Below are 17,712 nucleotides of genomic sequence, written 5' to 3' on the forward strand. Positions count from 1 at the left end.
CCAGTCGCGGCTTCATATTCCCTGCACAGTCTGAAAGTATCGCGCGGCGATGATCTGGTCCCGCCTGCCCCTTGCCGCGAAACTCCTGGCCGCCGTGCTGATGCCGGTCCTTCTGGTCGTCGTGCTGATGGTCGGGGCGCTGACCTACAACATGCGCAACGGGTTCGAACATTACCTGCTGGAAACCGAATTGCAGCAACTCGACAGCCTCGCGCAGAAGCTGGCAACCAGCGTCGACAGCTGGCCCCTGCTGGCCGCACCCGAAGCCTGGGCCCGGCTGGTGGAACAGCATCAGCCACATGGCGGTGACCGGGCCATCGGGCCGCGCGCCCGGCCGCCGGGCCCACCGCCCGGCCCGCCCGGTCCGGACCGCCTGCCCCAACGGCTGATCCTGATCGCGCCCGACGGCCAGGTGATCGCGGGCCGCGCGCAAGGAGAGAGCTACGCCGATCTTTCCGTGCCGCTCCCGGATGGTCCGTCCGCCACGCTGCGCCTTTTCGGGCGGGGGGCACCGTCTTCGGAACCCGGACGATTGTACCTGTCGCGGCAATTGCGCGCCATGCAGGTGATCACCGCCATAGCGGTTCTGGTCGCCGCTCTTGTGGCGTTTCTGACGGCGCGGCAATTCCTGCGCCCGATCCACGAGGTTGCCCGCCACGTCGCGCGGTTGGCCGCAGGCGATCTGGAGCACCGCCTGACCCCCCGGTCACAGGACGAACTAGGGCGGATGATGGCCGACCAGAACGCGCTGGCCGAAGGGCTGAACGCCAGCCGGGAGCGGGAACGGCAATGGGTCTCCGACACCTCGCACGAGTTGAAAACTCCGTTAGCCGTCCTTCAGGCCGAGATCGAGGCGTTGCAGGACGGCGTTCGCCGTGCCAGCCCCGAGACGCTGGCCACCATGCACGGCGCCGTACGGCGGCTGTCCGCGCTGATTGACGACCTGCGCCTGCTGGCCAGCAGCGACGAGGCGCGATTGTCGATCACGCCCGCCCGCATCGACCTGTCCCGGCTGGTGACGGAGGCCGCCGCCAGCGCGCATCGCGCAGGTCTGGCGCAGGGCCTGGCGCTGACGATCGCGGCCGACGATCCGGTCTTCGTACGCGCCGATGCGGGGCGCATGCGCCAGGTGCTGGACAACCTGCTGGACAATGCCTGCCGCTACACCGATCGCCCCGGCCGGATCTGCGTCACCTGTCGCCCGGTGGCGGGCAGCGCGGAGATCGTGATCGCCGATACCGCCCCCCGACCGGACGAGCGGACCCTGCCGGCCATTTTCGACCGGTTCCGCCGCGGCGAAATCTCCCGCTCCCGCGATCATGGCGGGTCCGGGCTGGGACTGGCGATCTGCCGGTCGCTGCTGGCTGCGCAGGGCGGCACCATCTCGGCGGCGCCGTCGGATCTGGGTGGCTTGCGGATCTGCCTGCACCTGCCCCTGGCGGAGCCCGCACCATGACCCATGGAAGCCTGCCGCCTCGTATTCCGCCCCCGCGTATCTTGATCGTCGAGGACGAGGGCGCCCTGGCCGAAGTGCTGCGCGACTACCTGCTGGCGGCGGACATGCAGGCCGAGCTGATGGCCGAAGGCACCGACGCGACGGATCGTGCGCTGGCCGGAGATATCGACCTGCTGGTGCTGGACCTGATGCTGCCGGGAGTGGACGGGCTGACCATCTGCCGCCAGATTCGCGCCAGATCCGACCTGCCGATCATCATGACCACCGCCCGGGTCGAGGAGATCGACCGCCTGCTGGGCCTGGAGCTGGGCGCCGACGACTACCTGTGCAAACCCTACTCACCCCGCGAATTGATCGCACGGATCAAGGCGGTCCTGCGCCGCCGCCCGGCCCTGGCCGATCCGGCCCCGACCAAGGCCGGGCTGGTGCTGAACCCGGAGACCTGGCGCGCCAGCCTGAACGGCCAGAAACTGGACCTGACGCGGCGCGAATTCGCGCTGCTGCGAACCATGGCTGCGCGGCCCGGTCAGGTGTTCTCTCGCCAACACCTGCTGGACAGCGCCTTTCCCGACGATGCCGACGTGTTCGACCGCACCATCGACAGCCACATTCGCAACATCCGCAAGAAACTCGCCGCCCTGGGCGATGTCGATCCGATCCGATCCGTCTACGGCGTCGGTTACGCCTACGAACCACCGACGGGCTAAGTGGCACAAGCGCAGCAGCGAGCGTTTTTTTCACCTCTGCACACTCGCTCCATATTCCCTGCAATCCGACTGCACACAGAGGTGGGACACCTCCGGCAGACGCCGTCCCTGGCGTTGCAACAGACCGGAGAATCCCTCGTGAAAACCCCCTACAAGACCCGCATCGCAATCCTCGGCATCCTGTTGATCGGGGCGGCGCTATCCCTCGGCACCTTCGTGATGCCCGCCCTGGCGGACCCGGCACCAGCCTACCAATCGGCCCAGGGTCAGTCCCGGCCCCAGGGCGGCGGCGGACGCCCCCCGCGCGCGGCAATCGAGGCCTGCGCCGACAAGGCGGCGAACGACGCCTGCTCCGTCACCCTGGACGATCGCCAGATGCCCGGCACCTGCCGCAGCCCCGATGCGCAGCGTCCGCTGGCCTGCATTCCTGCTGACGCCGAACGCGGCTGACCCCGCCTTTTCTCCGTGCCATCGGGGCCGCCGCCCCGGTCCCGGTGGCACGCATTCGCCAGCGCAGACCTTGCCTGATTGTACAGGATCGCCCAGTTGCCCGGATCATCTTCCCGTCCCCCGCCCCTGTCCCGGCGCCGATTTTGCGCCCTGTCCGCGGGCCTCGTCCTGACCGCCTGTGCCAGGAACCCGGCCGAAGTGCCGCGCGCCGCGCCTTTGCCCCGCGATGTCCCCGACCCGCTGGCCAGATACCGCTTGTCCGCTAACGCCGATGTGGCCACATGGCGCCGGCACCTCCCGGCCAGTACACTGTCCCGCGACCTGCAATTCCTGGCCCTGTCCGGCGGTGGCGAGGACGGGGCGTTCGGCGCAGGCGTGCTGAATGGCTGGTCCGCCGCCGGGACGCGCCCGCAGTTCGACATCGTCACCGGCATCTCGACGGGGGCGCTGATTGCACCTTTCGCCTTTCTCGGGACTGCGCATGATGCCACCCTTCGCGACATCTTCCTGACCCACGACAGCGGCGACATGATGCGGATGCGCACTATCGGCCTGGCGTTTTCCGAGGCGGTCTACGATACCGCGCCGCTGGCCGCGCTGATCGCCCATTACACCCCGCCGCGCCTGATCCGGGCCGTGGCCGCACGCCATGCTCAGGGCGCGCGGCTGTTGGTGGTGACGACCAACCTTGAAACCTCGCAGGCCGTCGTCTGGAACATGGGCGCCATCGCGGCGGCGGGTGATGTCACGCTGTTCCGGGCGGTGCTGCGCGCGTCCTCGGCGATACCGGGGCTGTTTCCCGCGGTCAGGATCGCCTTTGACCGCGACGGGGGGCGCCATCACGAAACCCATGTCGACGGCGGTGTGATCATGCAGTTCCTGGCCTTTCCGGAGGCCGCCTTTGACGCGGGCTGGCCGGTCTCTTCAGGCGGGACGTTGCATATCGTGGTGAACAACACGCTGGACCCGGCGCCGCAGGACGTCGGATCCACGCCGCTGGGCCTTTCGCAACAGGCGATCACGGCGATGATCCGCGCCAGTGCGAAGGCCGGTGTGTCCACCGCGCGGAAGGCGGCCGCACGCAATGGGCTTGCGACCCGCGTCGCGTCGGTCGCGCCGGAGGTCGGTGGCACGTGGCGCGCCTCGGACCGGTTCGCCGCCGATTACATGCAGCGGGTCTATCACCATGGCTACGAGGCGGCGCAGCGCGGCACCTGCTGGCGCTGAATATGCGCCAGCCCGCGCGCAACGGACCCCGGGGCGCGGCACGGAGGCTGATGTCCTCCGGCCCCCTCCCCTTCCGCCTGACGGGCTGCTATGGACCCGGCGACATACTGACCCCAGAGAGGTGCCATGCTGCGCCAGTTCTTCGAATATTACCGCCCGTGGAAGGCGCTGTTCTGGCTCGATTTCGGCTGTGCGGTCCTGTCCGGCCTGCTGGAGCTGGCCTTTCCGCTGGCGGTACAGGCCTTCATCGACCGGCTGCTGCCGTCGGGCGATCTGTCGCTGACCGTGATCGCCGCCGTGGGGCTGCTGCTGATCTACGTGGTCAACGCGGGGCTGATGGCCATCGTGATCTATTGGGGTCACATGCTGGGCATCAACATCGAGACGGAGATGCGCCGTCGTGCCTTCGACCACCTGCAACGGCTGTCCTTTTCCTACTTCGACCGGGTTCGCACCGGCAAGCTGGTCGCCCGCGTCACCCGTGATCTGGAAGAGATCGGAGAGGTCGCCCACCACGGTCCCGAGGATCTGTTCATCGCCATCATGACCTTTGTCGGGGCGTTTCTGCTGATGCTGACGATCCACCCCGGCCTGGCGCTGATTACCGCCACCATCGTACCCGCCTGCGTCGCCATCGTGGCCGTCTACGGTGGGCGGATGACCCGCACCTGGCGGGAGATCTATTCCCGTGTCGCCGCGTTCAACGTCCGGCTGGAGGAAAACGTGGGCGGGATGCGGGTGGTGCAGGCCTTTGCCAACGAAGCCCATGAAAGCGCGCTGTTTGCCCGCGACAATGAGGGCTATCGCAAGACGAAACTGTCGGCCTACCGGGTGATGGCGGCCTCTTCGGCGTTGAACTACATGGGGATGCGCCTGATCCAGGTGGTCGTGATGGTCGCCGGAGCGGTCTTTGTGCTGAACGGCGGGCTGACCACCGGCGGCTTCGTCGCTTTCCTGCTGCTGGTCGGCGTGTTCTTCCGTCCGCTGGACAAGATCGCCGCCGTGATCGAGGTCTATCCCCGTGGCATCGCCGGGTTCCGCCGCTATCAGGAGCTGATGCAGACACGGCCCGACATCGCCGACAGCCCCCGCGCCCGCGCTGCGCCGGACTTCGCGGGCCAGGTCCGGTTCGAGGGCGTGGGCTTTGACTACGGCGACGAGCGGCCGGTGCTGCACGACATCTCGCTGACCGTGCAGCCGGGGGAAACCATGGCCTTTGTCGGGCCATCTGGGGCGGGGAAGACGACGCTGCTGTCGCTGGTGCCGCGCTTCTACCAGCCCCAGGCCGGTCGAATCCTGATCGATGGGCAGGACAGCCGCGACATGACCCTGCACAGTCTGCGGCGCCAGATCGGGCTGGTCAGCCAGGATGTCTTTCTGTTCGGTGGCACCCTGCGCGAAAACATCGCCTACGGTCGCCTGGACGCCAGCGAGGACGAGATCCTGCAAGCCGCCGACCGCGCCCAGCTGAGCGAGATGATCGCCGGGCTGCCCGCCGGCCTGGACACGGTGGTGGGCGAACGCGGGGTGATGCTGTCGGGCGGCCAGAAACAGCGCGTCGCCATCGCTCGCGCCTTCCTGAAGAATCCCCCGATCCTGATCCTGGACGAGGCGACATCGGCGCTGGACACCGAAACCGAACGGCTGATCCAGGCGGCGCTGACCGACCTGTCGCGCGACCGGACGACGCTGGTCATCGCCCACCGCCTGGGCACGATCCGCGACGCCGACCGCATCGCGGTGATGGACGCGGGCCGCATTGTCGAGCTGGGCACCGACGCGGAACTGCGCCGGGCCAGTGGGCGCTACGCCAGCCTCAGCACCGCCTGAGCGGCGACAGGCCGGCCCGCTAGAGGGTGGGGCTGCGCCGGGCAATCACCCTCGTCCGGCGCAGCCGCAAGGCCGCCACCGCACCCGGATCAGGCAGCCAACCGGGTTCGCCATCCGGCCCCGCATCTGCGGCGGCGACTGACGCTCCGATACCCTGCAATCCCAGCATCGCCGCCCCGAACAGGGACAGGTCGTCACCCGACGCGCGGGCCAGGGGACGGGCCAGCACCGCGCTGATCGTCTCGGCCCAGCCGGGCAGTTTCGCGCCACCCCCACCCAGACAGACCCGCGTCGCCCCCAGCCCGGCATCGGCCAGCGCGTCAAAACTGTCCGCGATGTCAAAGGCCACGCCTTCCTGAAATGCGGCGACCAGATCGACCATGTCGTGATCTGCCGTTACCCCCATGATCTGAGCGGTTTCCGCCCTGTCGAACCGCGGAGAGCCGGAGCCAAGCAAGTACGGAAGAACCAGTGGCCGGGTCTCCACCGGTCGCCGCGCGGCGGCACTGGACAGGCGCATCAGCCAAGGGTTGCGCGCCTCCTGCGTGCCCGACAATCGGTGCAGCCAGTCCAATACCGCGCCACCATTGAAATGCGACGCCAGCGCAAAGCGGCCGCCGATACCATCCAGATGACAGGTCAGCTTGCCACGCAGGTCGTCACGCAGATCTGGCATGGCGGCCAGCACCGTGGCCGAGGTGCCGATGGTGATCGCGGCATCGCACCGTCGCGCCAGCCCGACCCCGATCGCCGCCGCGCCCATGTCCCCCGTCCCGGTTATCAGCGGTACGCCCTGCGGGAGATCCAACCGCGCGGCCCAGTCGGCGTTCAACACCCCGTCACGCTGGTCGGCGCACATCATTCGGGGCAATTGGTCCCGATGCAGATCCGCGCCGGTGATCAGATCGTCGTGGAATGCGCCGGACCCGATGTCGACCAGCAACAGATTGGCGAGATCACCGGGGTCGGAGGCAAGGCTGCCGCCCAGCCGATGCCGCAACAGATCCTTCGGCGCCAGAACGCTGACCGGGCGGGCCCCCTCGTCCAGGGCCTGTCGGATCTTGGCCCGCCCGAAGTGGGTTCCGTCCAGGTTTCCGGTCAGATCTGCGACGGCCGCATCGGTGGACAGGTACGGCGTGCATTGGGTGTCCGCCAGGGTGCGCACCGGCGCCACCGGATCGCCCGTCCCATCGACAAGGCACGGCGCGCTCATATGGCCGGTAAAGACGATGGCATCGATCTGCCCCCCCGCGCGCGTCACCGCCGCGCGCCCGGCCACGGCAAGGGCTGCGAACCACTCCGCCGGGGATTGCTCCGCCACGCCGGAACGGCGCCGGGACGTGGCAATGGGCGCACTGGCCAGGGCATGCACCTGCAAAGCCGTGTCCAGCACACCCGCCTTCAACGACCCTGTGCCCAGGTCAATCGCCAGAACCCGCGTCATGGCTCAGCCTTCGCGAAAGGCAAAGGCCTTCTGCGGGTTCACGACAAAGAACTTGTGCAGCAGCGCCGCGCCGTCGAACCCGGCTTCGCCGGCCTCTTCGATGAAGCGCGGGCGCCATTTGTCCAGGATGAACCCCATGCCCAGCCCACCTTCGCCGTAGCTGGCGAACATGGTGCGCCGGGCGATGTCGCCACCGATCATCACCTGGTCCTCATGGCCCCAGCGGACCAGATCCAGGATACAGCGGGTGCGGACGTCCTCGGAATGATATTTCGCCCGCGTGATCCCGTCGAAGGACATGAAGGCACCGGTTTCCGCGACCTTGCGATGTGTCCAGGGGTCGGGGTTGCGATCCAGGTGAGCGATGGTCAGGTATCGCGGATCGACGCGCTCTTCGTTGACGATATCCATCTGTTCCAGAGCCATGGTGCCCATCTCCGTATGCGAATGGATCGGCGCACCTGTCTCCTTGTGAGCATCAAGAACGCCGCGCATGATCTTGATCTCACTGGTGTTCATCGTGTTGTACCCGGTGCCGAACTTGACCACGCCGCCGCGAATGTCGGTGCCGTCCATGCCGGTTTCGACCTCGCCCGTGACATGTGCACGGATGTCCGCCCGCGACATCGAATCGATCCAGGCCTGGAAGGTGACATCGCGGCCCGGAATCTTCGCCGGCCACATGATGGATTTGTTGAATCCTGCTGTGGCGATGATCGTCACGCCCGCCTCGTTCGCGATCCTTTTGACGACGCCGACATCACGCCCGTAATCGATCGCCGTGGCGTCGTAGATGGTGGTTCCCCCGGCGGCCTTGAACAAGTCCAGCTCTGCCTTGGACTTCTCCGGGCTGTCGAGAAGAAAATCATCCTGACCCTTCTCCTTCCACAAGGCAGGGACGCAATAGATGTGGTCATGGCAGTACATTGTCCCCAGGTCCGAGACATCGACATCACCGTTGACGGTACGCGCGAAAGGCATGGCACTCTCCGTATGAAAATTATTTCCGTTATAGAACTACCATATTTTTCTGAGTTTTGAACGATGAATTCCATTTCTGAGAAAATAATTGCCAATCCTGATAGGCGTTGCTAGCCTCGCCACGAATTTCAAATCAGGGAGTGCCGCATGGGCAATATCCGCACAGTGAACGGAGACATCAGCGCGGACGGGTTGGGGCTGATCTACAGCCATGAGCACCTGATCACCTGCCCGCCGCCAGTACAGAAGGATCGCGACCTCGAACTGGACAGCTACGAATGCTCCCTGCAGGAGCTGAAGATCTTTCGCGACGTCGGCGGCACCTTGCTGGTCGAGGCGACGACCCTGGACTACGGTCGCGATCCCGACCAGATGGCCCGCATGTCGCGGGAGGCGAATGTCCCGGTGGTCGCCGTGTCCGGCTTCAACAAGGCGGCCTATTTCCCGCTCTGGATCGAAACGACCTCCCTGAACGGCATCGCGGACAAGCTGATCCGCGACGTGACCGAAGGCATGGACGGTGGTCCGCACAAGGCCGGACACCTGAAATCCGGGGGCAGCTACAATTTCATCCACCCGCTGGAGGACAAGACCACCCGCGCCGTGGCCCGTGCCCATCACGAAACCGGCGCGCCGATCTGGCTGCACACGGAGGCCGGGACCATGGGCAACGAGATGCTGGATATCCTCCAGGACGAGGGCGTCGACCTATCCGAAGTGGTCGTCGGGCATTGCGACCGCAACGCGGACCCGTACTATCACCAAAGTCTGGCCAACAGGGGCGCGCATGTGCAATTCGACGGGGTGGGTAAGGTCAAGTATCACCCCGACAGCACCCGCATTGCCTGCATCAAGGCGATGTTGGACGCCGGACATGGCAGCCGTCTGCTGATCTCAGGTGACATGGGCCGCGCCGCCTACCTGGCAGGCTATGGTGGCGGACCGGGCTTTGCCTATATCGCGACGAAATTCATCCCGCGGATGCGGGCAGAGGGCATTTCCGACAACGCGATCGAACAGATTTTCAAGAAGACCCCCGCCGCCTGGCTGGCCAAGTTCTGAACGGACCAAACATGACCATCGTAGAATCGAAGTACCTGTCCCGCGACGCCTTTGCCGCGCGGATCGCCAAGTGCCCCGTGGCCATCCTGCCGCTGGGCGCGACGGAGCAGCATGGCTATCACATGCCGCTGGGCACCGACACGATCCTGGCAGAGTTCTTCTCCAGGCGTATTGCGGAGGCGACCGGCGCCACCGTCCTGCCCGCGATGCCCTTCGGCTATTCCTGGGTTTGGCGCGACGCGCCCGGCACCGTGACGCTGGACCAGAAAGTCATGGAAGACGTCATTTGCAACGTCGCCGAAAGCCTGGTGCCCGCGGGCGTCAAGCACCTGATCCTGGTCAACGGGCACGAGGCCAATTCCGCAACGATGAAATATGCGACCCGGCGGATGTGGGACCATCCCGATATCGACGTCTGGCGTCTGTTTTACCCGAACCTCGCGGAAGAGCTGAAGCAACATTGCGAAAGCCCGACCTGGCACGGGATCGTCCATGCCTGTGAATTCGAAACCTCACTCATGCTGGCCATCGCCCCCGAAACGGTGGAAATGGACAAGGCCGTCGCCGAATATCCCGAACGCGATGCCGGGTATTTCCACGGCGGGCGCCCGATGGGGGAATTGTCCAGAAGCGGCGTATTCGGCGACGCGACCAAGGGCACGGCCGAAAAGGGGCACGCCATGGTCGAGACCTTCACGACCCGCATGGTCGACATGGTCCGGGAAATTTGTGCCTGACCCGGCTTTGCCGTTAATCTCGGGGCCGCATCGGACAGGAGAGCGCCCAAGTGAATGATATCTTCAGCCGCATCGGCAAGACTCTCCCCGATCTGAAACGGGCCGAACGGCGTATTGCGGAGCTGATCCTTTCGGACGTGGACCTGGTGCTGAAAGGGTCGATCACCGAAGTGGCGGAGGCGGCCTCCGTCTCCGCCTCCTCCATCACCCGGTTTTCGCGCATGTTCGGCGCCGAAGGGTTCAAGGATCTGAAACTGTCGATCGCCCAGGCCCGCAGTGCGCAAAGTCCGTTCGCCCACCAATCGGTTCAGGACCTGGATGAACGCGCCATCGCAGGTGGCCAACTGGAGGAGATGTATCTTCAGCAGATCACCTCTTCTCTGCGGTCAACCTATGCTTCCCTCGACGCCATCGCCCTGACCGATGCCATCGCCGCGCTGCGGTCCGCGCGCAGAGTGCGGTTCTTCGGTGTCGCGGTATCCGGGTTGATGGCGGAAGAGGCCTCCATGCGGTTGATGCGCCTGGGGCTGGATGCCTCCTATGTCGGCGACAGCCATTTCCGCCGGATCGCCTCGACCTTGCTGAGGCCTGACGACGTTGCCGTCGTCATCTCTCACACCGGGCGGTCACAGGAAACGATCGAGGCCGCTGAAATTGCGCGCGGCGCCGGTGCGACGGTGATCGGGATCAGCGCGCCGCACAATCCGCTCACCCAGTTCTGCGACATTCTGATCGGCGTCTCTGTCTACGAGGAGATCGACATCTACACGCCGTCGATTTCGCATTTTTCCTACCATTACGTCATCGGCCTGATCGCCTTTCACATCGGACAATCTTCCGCCCTGAACCGGGCCGAGCTTCTGGAGAAGATCAAAGGCGGGCTCGCGCGGGGCCAGATCGAATCCGAATCCTGAAATAAAAATTATTTTCAAAATATTTATTGAGTTTTCTCAATATCTTACAGCATCTACGGCCATAATGGGAAATCTTTACAAAAGTACGCACCTTGTTATCGTGCTCGGTACCAACAGGAACCCGAGGTCAAAAAATGCCCAAGTCATACTCTGCCGCGCTTGCCGCGCTACTCCTTTCCTCCACAGCCGTCCTTGCGCAGGATATCACGTTGCACCCCGATATCGGCCCCGCCGAGGATGCCGCGCCCGTCGATGTCGGCCGCTATGCGGACCGGCGCGACGGCTCTTATGTCGTGGGGTTCTCCAACGTCGCGGTGGTCAACAGCTGGACCGCGCAGCTGGTGGAAGAAGCCGCCTACCGCGCCTCCACCCTGCCACAGATCGAACGCTACATCGTCACGGATGCCAACAACGACCCGTCCAAACAGGTCTCTGACGTCGAGGACATGCTGGCCCAGGGCGCGGATGCCATCGTGATCAACCCGGCCAATCCGGTCGCGCTGGTTCCGGTGCTGGAACGTGCCTACGACGAGGGCGTTGTGGTGATCGCGGTCACCGCAGATGCCAATACCGACAAACTGACCGCCCGCATCATGGCAGATCAGGTCAAGTTCGGAACCACCGGCGGCGAATTTCTGGCCGAAGCCATGGATGGCAAGGGTAAGGTCATCGCGCTCCGTGGGATTGCGGGCCTGTCGGTCGATGATGACCGTTTCAACGGGATGAAAGCCGTCCTGGACGAATATCCCGACATCGAGATCATCGCCGAGGAATACGCCTCCTGGTCCTATGACCAGGGCCGGCAGGCCTGCGAAAGCCTGGCACTGGCCCATCCGCAGATCGACGGCGTCTGGTCTTCCGGTGGCGCCATGACCCAGGCCTGTGTAGAGGTCTTCAACGAATTCGGTCGTGACCTGATTCCCATGACCGGCGAAGCCAACAACGGGTTCTTCCGCACTTGGTCGGAAAACCAGGACGCCGGGTTCGATTCGATCGCGCCGCAGAACCCCTCCTGGGCCGTGGGCGAGGGGATCGCGCTGGCGGTCGCCATTCTCGAGGGCCAGGAGGTCTCCGACTTCTACAAGGTCACGGCCGATCCCTATACCGCCGCAGATCTGGAGACGCTGTATCGCCCCGACCTGAACGACAGCTACTGGGTCGGCTCCACCATGTCCGAAGAAAAGTTGCAGGATCTCTTCGGCAACTGATCCGGATCGGATCCTCGCGCCATCCGGGCGCGCGCCACCGGTGCGCGCCCGCCCTCTCACCCTATCGTGCCCCTGCCCGCTGTCCGGGGACGGGCACAGCAAAGTGAACATCACCGCATGACATCGCCCTTGATCAAGGTTTCCGGCCTCTCCAAGGCCTTTGGCCCCACGCAGGCCCTGACGGACATGCAGCTGGACGGCCGGGCCGGGGAAATCCATGCCGTCATGGGGGAGAACGGGGCCGGGAAATCCACCCTGATGAAGATCCTCTCCGGGGTTCATCGGCTGGATAGCGGCGACATCCGGCTGGACGGCAAGCCGGTCAGCTTTGCCACCCCGAGAGATGCCCAGGATGCGGGTATCTCCACCATCTTTCAGGAGTTTTCCCTGTTGCCCAACCTGTCGGTGCAGGAAAACCTGTTTCTTGGCAAACGCGGGCTGACAACCAGCGCGCAGCGTATCCGCTGCCTGGAGGTACTGACCCGGCTGAAGTTGAACGTCCCCCCCGAACGGGTGGTCGACGCGCTCAGCGTCGGAGAGCAGCAGATGGTCGAAATTGCCAAGGGCGTGCTTGCCGATGCCAGGGTCTTCATCTTCGACGAACCCACCGCCGCATTGGCCGCGCAGGAGGTCGAAACCCTGTTCGACCTGATCCGGCAACTGGCCCGCGAGGGGCGGACAGTCTTCTACGTGTCCCACCGGATGCCGGAGATCTTCACGATCTGCGACCGGATCACGGTGATGAAGGACGGACAATATGTCACCACCTTCAAGACGCGCGAAACCACTCATGACGCGGTGGTCGAAAGCATGGTCGGTCGCCCGCTGGAGGAGCTTTTCGCGCCCCGGGCCACCCGCACCGGCGACGTTCTGTTACAGGCCGACGGGCTACGCGGCGACGATGTCACAACGCCGCTCTCCCTATCCTTGAGGGCGGGGGAAATTGTCGGCCTTTCAGGTCTGGAGGGGCAGGGCCAGCAGGATATCTTGCGCCTTCTCGCCGGGTTTGTGCCAGCGCGCGGTGGCACGCTTCGCCTGGGGGCGGAGAAGGTCGAACGCCACGACGCCCGCCGGCGCATCGCTCGCGGTCTCGGTTTTGTTCCGGAAAACCGCAAGGACGACGGGCTGTTCCCCTCATTGTCGATCCTCGCCAACATGGAAACCGGCCGCGCCGCGCCGCGCTCCGTTGGCACCTGGTTTGCCCGCCCCCGCGCCGCCGTGACCGAGGTGATGCGCCGCCTGGCCGTCAAGGCCGAAGCACCGGAACAGAACGTCATGCAATTGTCGGGCGGCAATCAGCAGAAAGTCGTGCTGGGCCGCTGGCTGGTCGCCGGCACCAGGGTCTTGCTGTGCGAGGAACCGACACGCGGCGTCGATGTCGGTGCCAAGCGGGAGATCTACCTGCGCCTGCGTGATTTCGCCGAGAAGGGCGGAACCGTCTTTGTCTCCTCGCGGGAGATGCCCGAACTGATCGGCCTGTGCGATCGTATTCTGGTGGTGCGAGAAGGCGCCATTTCCTCCGAAATGGCCGCCAACGATGCGACGGAGGCGACGCTTCTGGCCGCAGCCATCCCCGGCCAGGACACCCTTTCTCAACCAGCCCCCAAGGAAACGGAGCATCCGGCATGAGCGGTCCCGCTTCTTCCCCCTCTCCGCGTGCGGGCATTGCCAGCCGTTTCCGGCTGGATGCCCGATGGTATCGCCAGCGTGGCGCGGCATTGTCCGCCGTGACCTTCGGCGCGATTTTCATCCTGCTGGCGACGACATTGCCGGACAGCTTCCTGACACAGCGCAACTGGTCCAACCTGCTGGGCCAATTGCCGCCATTGTTCATCGCCTCCCTGGGGCAGACCTTCGTATTGCTGGGCGCCGGGTTCGACCTGTCCGTGGGGTCGGTCATCAGTCTGACGTCGGCCATCCTGTCGCTGCCCTGGCATTGGTCGGCAACGATCCCGCTGGCCTTTGCCGCCGCCGTGACCGTCGGGCTTGTGAACGGTTGGGGCATCGTGAAGATCGGGGTGCATCCGATCATCATGACATTGGCCACCTCCTCCATCGTGCAGGGCATCGCCCTGACCATCCTGCCGGTTCCCGGCGGCAGCGCGCCCGCGCCGTTGCTGGCCATGGTCCAAGGGTCGGTGTTCGGTCTGCCGCCCGGATTGTTCTGGATCGTCCTGATGGGCGGGCTGGCCATCTACCTCATGCATGGCACCGGCTTTGGCCGGCAGCTCTCCGCGGTGGGGGCCAACCCCGACGCCGCCCGCCTTTCCGGTCTGCCGGCGACACGGATCCGCATCGGAACCTATGTCATCTCCGCCACCTGCGCGGCCATCGCCGGGCTGTACCTGACGGCCCGGCTCGCGTCGTCGGATCCCAATGTCGGGGCCGCTCTCGGGTTGGACAGCGTGCTGGGCGCCGCGCTTGGCGGGACGCTGCTATCGGGCGGGATCGGCGGACCCATCGGCACCGTCTTCGGGGTCGGGATCATCGGGTTGCTGAACAACGGCATGAATCTGGCCGGGATCTCTCCGTTCTACCAACATGTGGTGAAGGGCACGATGCTGATCGTCTCCGTCAGCCTGTTCCGTCGCAAGGAGGTCGGACTATGAACGCTGTGCCCCAGACCTCAGCCTTGCCGCGCCGCCGCCGCATCCTGCGCGTGATCGCCGGATGGCCACCCGCCTTCTGGGGCCTGATCGCGGTACTGGTCCTGGCAGCCTTTACCCAGCCACAATTCCTGTCCCTGCCCTTCCTCATGATCCTGTTGCGCCAGGCAGCGCCGCTTGGCATCGTCGCTCTGGGCCAGACCTTCACGGTGGCAAACCGATCGCTGGACCTGTCGGTCGGCGCGGTGATCGCGCTGGTCAATATCCTGGTCTCCGACCGGATGTTCCTGGGTGCGCCCGCGGCGCTGCCAATCGCTGCGGCTCTGCTGGCAGGGCTATTGGTCGGGCTCGTCAACGGTATCCTGATCTCCGCGCTGCGGGCATCGGCCGTGGTCGTGACCCTGGGCACCGCCGCCGTGGTGACCGGCATCGGTTTCCTTGTGTCCGGGGGCGCGCCGGGCAACGCGATGAGCGCCACGATCAAGTACCTGGGCCGCGGACGGATCGACATGTTCCCCGTGTCCGGCCTGTTCTGGTTTGCCGCGGCGATCCTGTGCTGGGTCATCTTTCGCAAGCTGATCCTGGGCCGGTTCATCATGGCTGCCGGAGACAACCCGTCGGCGGCGGGCTACAACGGCATCCCGGTCAATCGGACGCTATTGATTTCTCATGTCCTGTCGGGGGGCTTTGCGGCCCTCGGCGGGCTGCTGCTGTCGGGGCTGATCGGCGTCGGATCGCTGGGGCTGGGCGCGGACTACGTCCTGAGCTCCATCGCGGCGGTCATCCTGGGCGGCGCGGTCTTCGGCGGCGGCGCGGGCGGCGCTGTGGGCACGGTGCTGGGCACCATGCTGCTGGTCATGATCCTGAATCTGCTGACCGTCTTCGGTATCAACGAAGCAGGGAAACTGGTGGTGCAGGGCCTCGTGATCGCCGCCGCCGCCATCATCTACCAGAAAAGCAGCCGCGCAGGATGAACGACGATGCGCTGGCCCTCGGGATCGATTTCGGCACCTCATCGGTCAAGGTCGTGGCCCTGTCACCGCGCGGCGATCTGGCGGGGGAGGCCGCCGCGCCCTACCCCACCCACCGGCCCGGACCGCATCGCGCCGAACAAGATCCGGCCGACTGGCTGCGCGCCCTCGCGGAGGTCATCGCCACGCTCGCCACGCGGGTTCGGCTGGCACGGGTTTCCGCCATCGGCCTGTCGGGTCAATTGAACGGGATCGTGCGCTGCGACGCCTCCGGAGCGCCGGCTGGGTCGGCTCTCACCTGGCTGGACCAACGCGCCGAGGAGGAGACCAATGCCCTCGACGCGACCTTTGGCAATGGTCTCTATGCGGTGACCGGCAACCGCGCCAATGGCATTGCGGTGGCGCCCAAGCTGCGGTGGCTGGCCAGTCATGACCCCCGCCCCGCCACACGTGTGATGCAGGTCAAGGATTGGATCGGCCTGATCCTCACAGGCGTTCCACGTACCGAGCGGAACGAGGCCTCAGGCACCTTGCTGATGGATTTCGCCGGCAGCCACTGGGACGCGGCGCTGTGCGATTGGGCCGGTGTCACACCGGCGCAATTGTCACCCATCGGCACGGCAACCGACCTGCTGGGCCCGGTCACCGCAACGGCCGCCGCGCGGTTCGGTTTGCCGGAAGGGGTGCCCGTGGTGCTGGGCGCCGGCGACACCGGTGCGCTGGCGGTCGGCTGCGGAGCCTATGCCCCCGGTACGGTGGCCGTCACGCTGGGCACGGCAGGACATGTCGTCGCGGCCAGTCCCCGCCCCCCGGTGACCGAGGTGCGGGGCATGTGGCGGTCCGGCCACGTCACTCCGGATCGCGAATTGTGGCTGGGCCTGGTGCCCGCCGGGGCGCTGTCGATGGAATGGCTGCGCGATATCTTTGCCCTTGGCGGGGATCGTCCCGACTTCGACACGCTGGAATCCGCCGCCGCCAACGTCGATCCCCTTGCGGTCGAAGCCATGTTCCTGCCGTTTCTCGCCGGGGCCGGGACGCCCTGGAACCACCCCGCGCGGGCGGTTTTGTCGGGTCTGGATCTGACCCAGGGGCCCGGCCATCTGGTGCGCGCCGTGCAGACCGGCGTGGCTCATGCAGTCCGTGCCTCGCTGGAGGCCTTTGCCGGGGCCGGGCTGGAGATCAAGCAGGTTCGGCTGGCCGAAGGCGGCGCCCGGTCGCCGATCTGGTGCCAGTCCATCGCCGACGTGACCGGCCGCCCGGTAGAGGTCCTGGCCCATGGCGACACTTCTGCCGTGGGGGCCGCCTTGCTGGCCTTTGCCGGCACGCAGACGGACCTGCCCCCTGCCGAGGCCCTGAACGGGTTCATCGCCCGGGCCGTGCGCCCTGTGCGCACCTATGCGCCCGACCCCGTCCACCACGCATTTCACGGCCGGCGCCATGCGCGGTTCCTGGCCCGTGCCACTCAGGAGATCGCCCCATGACACCCCCCGACATCGTCGCCATTCTCCGCGGCGTCACCCCCGAGACCATCGTACCGATCTGTGACGTGTTGATCGACGCAGGCATCCACACCATCGAAGTGCCGTTGAACTCACCCGATCCGTTCCGCTCCATCGAAGCGGCGGTGACGGCGCATGGCAGCCGGGCGCGCTTTGGTGCGGGTACCGTCCTGCGGCCCGAAGACGTGGACCGGGTGCGCGATTGCGGCGGCAAGTTGATCGTTTCGCCCAATGTCAACGTGTCGGTCATCGCGCGCACCGTGACCCTGGGGCTCGCCAGCTTTCCCGGCGTGATGACCCCAAGCGAGGCCTTTAGCGCCCTCGGCGCTGGTGCCGATGCGCTGAAACTGTTTCCGGGCGAGATCATCGGCCCGCGCGGACTCGCCGCGATGAAGGCCGTCCTGCCGGTGGGTACGCGTCTATATGCGGTGGGTGGCGTAACGGCGCGCAACATCCCCGATTGGGTCGCCGCCGGAGCCCAGGGCGTCGGAATCGGCTCTGCCCTGTTCCAGGTCGGTGACACGGCCGCCGACACCCGCGAACGGGTCGCCACGCTGGACCTGACCGGCCGCACCGCGTGAATGCCGCGCATCCGGGACCGGATCGTCAGGCCCGCGATG

General features: G+C 66.0%; 16 protein-coding genes. 14 read left to right on the forward strand and 2 right to left on the reverse strand.

The annotated features are described in order from the left end of the window. Nucleotides 1-49: 49 nt before the first annotated feature. The 5 genes from G5A46_RS17955 to G5A46_RS17975 all read left to right on the forward strand — a co-directional run bounded on the left by G5A46_RS17955 (nucleotide 50) and on the right by G5A46_RS17975 (nucleotide 5,670). Nucleotides 50-1,456 carry an ATP-binding protein gene (locus tag G5A46_RS17955; RefSeq protein ID WP_163851840.1) on the forward strand — a complete coding sequence of 469 codons (1,407 nt, stop codon included), beginning with the start codon at nucleotides 50-52 and terminating at the stop codon, nucleotides 1,454-1,456. Beyond that, entirely contained in the window at nucleotides 1,453-2,163 is a 711-nt protein-coding gene (locus tag G5A46_RS17960) for a response regulator (protein ID WP_163851842.1), read from the forward strand. Before G5A46_RS17955 ends, G5A46_RS17960 begins: the two co-directional genes overlap by 4 nt. 138 nt (nucleotides 2,164-2,301) lie before the next feature. Then, nucleotides 2,302-2,613 (forward strand): hypothetical protein, encoded by a 312-nt coding sequence (locus tag G5A46_RS17965; RefSeq protein ID WP_204318801.1) that lies wholly within the window; start codon nucleotides 2,302-2,304, stop codon nucleotides 2,611-2,613. Between the two features lie 255 nt (nucleotides 2,614-2,868). Beyond that, complete coding sequence (locus tag G5A46_RS17970) at nucleotides 2,869-3,840, forward strand: patatin-like phospholipase family protein (RefSeq protein WP_163851844.1); 972 nt, start codon at nucleotides 2,869-2,871, stop codon at nucleotides 3,838-3,840. Between the two features lie 126 nt (nucleotides 3,841-3,966). Beyond that, entirely contained in the window at nucleotides 3,967-5,670 is a 1,704-nt protein-coding gene (locus G5A46_RS17975; protein ID WP_163851845.1) for an ABC transporter ATP-binding protein, read from the forward strand. A 19-nt stretch (nucleotides 5,671-5,689) separates the two neighbouring features. On the opposite strand, the gene G5A46_RS17980 is transcribed toward G5A46_RS17975, so the two are convergent. Both G5A46_RS17980 and G5A46_RS17985 read right to left on the reverse strand, forming a co-directional pair. Then, nucleotides 5,690-7,114 (reverse strand): FGGY family carbohydrate kinase, encoded by a 1,425-nt coding sequence (locus tag G5A46_RS17980; RefSeq protein WP_163851847.1) that lies wholly within the window; start codon nucleotides 7,112-7,114, stop codon nucleotides 5,690-5,692. 3 nt (nucleotides 7,115-7,117) lie between these two features. Beyond that, nucleotides 7,118-8,095 (reverse strand): phosphotriesterase family protein, encoded by a 978-nt coding sequence (locus G5A46_RS17985; RefSeq protein WP_163851849.1) that lies wholly within the window; start codon nucleotides 8,093-8,095, stop codon nucleotides 7,118-7,120. A gap of 147 nt (nucleotides 8,096-8,242) precedes the next feature. Between G5A46_RS17985 and G5A46_RS17990 the strand changes: the two genes are divergently transcribed. The 9 genes from G5A46_RS17990 to G5A46_RS18030 all read left to right on the forward strand — a co-directional run bounded on the left by G5A46_RS17990 (nucleotide 8,243) and on the right by G5A46_RS18030 (nucleotide 17,673). Then, nucleotides 8,243-9,157 (forward strand): phosphotriesterase family protein, encoded by a 915-nt coding sequence (locus tag G5A46_RS17990; protein WP_163851850.1) that lies wholly within the window; start codon nucleotides 8,243-8,245, stop codon nucleotides 9,155-9,157. Between the two features lie 11 nt (nucleotides 9,158-9,168). Continuing rightward, nucleotides 9,169-9,894 (forward strand): creatininase family protein, encoded by a 726-nt coding sequence (locus tag G5A46_RS17995; RefSeq protein WP_163851852.1) that lies wholly within the window; start codon nucleotides 9,169-9,171, stop codon nucleotides 9,892-9,894. Between the two features lie 50 nt (nucleotides 9,895-9,944). Next, the gene (locus G5A46_RS18000) at nucleotides 9,945-10,808 is read left to right on the forward strand and encodes a MurR/RpiR family transcriptional regulator (RefSeq protein ID WP_163851854.1); all 864 of its coding nucleotides are present in this window, start codon (nucleotides 9,945-9,947) and stop codon (nucleotides 10,806-10,808) included. 134 nt (nucleotides 10,809-10,942) lie between these two features. Beyond that, nucleotides 10,943-12,016 carry an ABC transporter substrate-binding protein gene (locus tag G5A46_RS18005; protein ID WP_163851856.1) on the forward strand — a complete coding sequence of 358 codons (1,074 nt, stop codon included), beginning with the start codon at nucleotides 10,943-10,945 and terminating at the stop codon, nucleotides 12,014-12,016. A gap of 117 nt (nucleotides 12,017-12,133) precedes the next feature. Then, nucleotides 12,134-13,645 (forward strand): sugar ABC transporter ATP-binding protein, encoded by a 1,512-nt coding sequence (locus tag G5A46_RS18010; protein ID WP_163851858.1) that lies wholly within the window; start codon nucleotides 12,134-12,136, stop codon nucleotides 13,643-13,645. Continuing rightward, nucleotides 13,642-14,625, forward strand: coding sequence for an ABC transporter permease (locus G5A46_RS18015; protein WP_163851860.1), 984 nt, complete (start codon nucleotides 13,642-13,644; stop codon nucleotides 14,623-14,625). The genes G5A46_RS18010 and G5A46_RS18015 overlap by 4 nt, the downstream gene beginning before the upstream one ends. Beyond that, nucleotides 14,622-15,596 (forward strand): ABC transporter permease, encoded by a 975-nt coding sequence (locus G5A46_RS18020; RefSeq protein WP_163851862.1) that lies wholly within the window; start codon nucleotides 14,622-14,624, stop codon nucleotides 15,594-15,596. The genes G5A46_RS18015 and G5A46_RS18020 overlap by 4 nt, the downstream gene beginning before the upstream one ends. Next, nucleotides 15,593-17,074 (forward strand): xylulokinase, encoded by a 1,482-nt coding sequence (locus tag G5A46_RS18025; RefSeq protein WP_163851863.1) that lies wholly within the window; start codon nucleotides 15,593-15,595, stop codon nucleotides 17,072-17,074. Before G5A46_RS18020 ends, G5A46_RS18025 begins: the two co-directional genes overlap by 4 nt. Next, nucleotides 17,071-17,673 carry a 2-dehydro-3-deoxy-6-phosphogalactonate aldolase gene (locus G5A46_RS18030; protein WP_163851866.1) on the forward strand — a complete coding sequence of 201 codons (603 nt, stop codon included), beginning with the start codon at nucleotides 17,071-17,073 and terminating at the stop codon, nucleotides 17,671-17,673. Before G5A46_RS18025 ends, G5A46_RS18030 begins: the two co-directional genes overlap by 4 nt. The last annotated feature ends 39 nt before the right edge of the window (nucleotides 17,674-17,712 follow it).

The sequence above is a fragment of the Pseudooceanicola aestuarii genome (genome assembly GCF_010614805.1).
GTDB lineage: Bacteria > Pseudomonadota > Alphaproteobacteria > Rhodobacterales > Rhodobacteraceae > Pseudooceanicola > Pseudooceanicola aestuarii.

Excerpts from the sequence above, each read along its gene's own strand:
- G5A46_RS18010 (WP_163851858.1), top strand. The coding sequence starts at position 12,134 with ATGACATCGCCCTTGATCAAGGTTTCCGGCCTCTCCAAGGCCTTTGGC.
- G5A46_RS18025 (WP_163851863.1), top strand. The coding sequence starts at position 15,593 with ATGAACGACGATGCGCTGGCCCTCGGGATCGATTTCGGCACCTCATCG.
- G5A46_RS18020 (WP_163851862.1), top strand. The coding sequence starts at position 14,622 with ATGAACGCTGTGCCCCAGACCTCAGCCTTGCCGCGCCGCCGCCGCATC.
- G5A46_RS17955 (WP_163851840.1), top strand. The coding sequence starts at position 50 with ATGATCTGGTCCCGCCTGCCCCTTGCCGCGAAACTCCTGGCCGCCGTG.
- G5A46_RS17995 (WP_163851852.1), top strand. The coding sequence starts at position 9,169 with ATGACCATCGTAGAATCGAAGTACCTGTCCCGCGACGCCTTTGCCGCG.
- G5A46_RS17980 (WP_163851847.1), bottom strand. The coding sequence starts at position 7,114 with ATGACGCGGGTTCTGGCGATTGACCTGGGCACAGGGTCGTTGAAGGCG.
- G5A46_RS18030 (WP_163851866.1), top strand. The coding sequence starts at position 17,071 with ATGACACCCCCCGACATCGTCGCCATTCTCCGCGGCGTCACCCCCGAG.
- G5A46_RS18015 (WP_163851860.1), top strand. The coding sequence starts at position 13,642 with ATGAGCGGTCCCGCTTCTTCCCCCTCTCCGCGTGCGGGCATTGCCAGC.
- G5A46_RS17985 (WP_163851849.1), bottom strand. The coding sequence starts at position 8,095 with ATGCCTTTCGCGCGTACCGTCAACGGTGATGTCGATGTCTCGGACCTG.
- G5A46_RS18005 (WP_163851856.1), top strand. The coding sequence starts at position 10,943 with ATGCCCAAGTCATACTCTGCCGCGCTTGCCGCGCTACTCCTTTCCTCC.
- G5A46_RS17960 (WP_163851842.1), top strand. The coding sequence starts at position 1,453 with ATGACCCATGGAAGCCTGCCGCCTCGTATTCCGCCCCCGCGTATCTTG.
- G5A46_RS17990 (WP_163851850.1), top strand. The coding sequence starts at position 8,243 with ATGGGCAATATCCGCACAGTGAACGGAGACATCAGCGCGGACGGGTTG.
- G5A46_RS17975 (WP_163851845.1), top strand. The coding sequence starts at position 3,967 with ATGCTGCGCCAGTTCTTCGAATATTACCGCCCGTGGAAGGCGCTGTTC.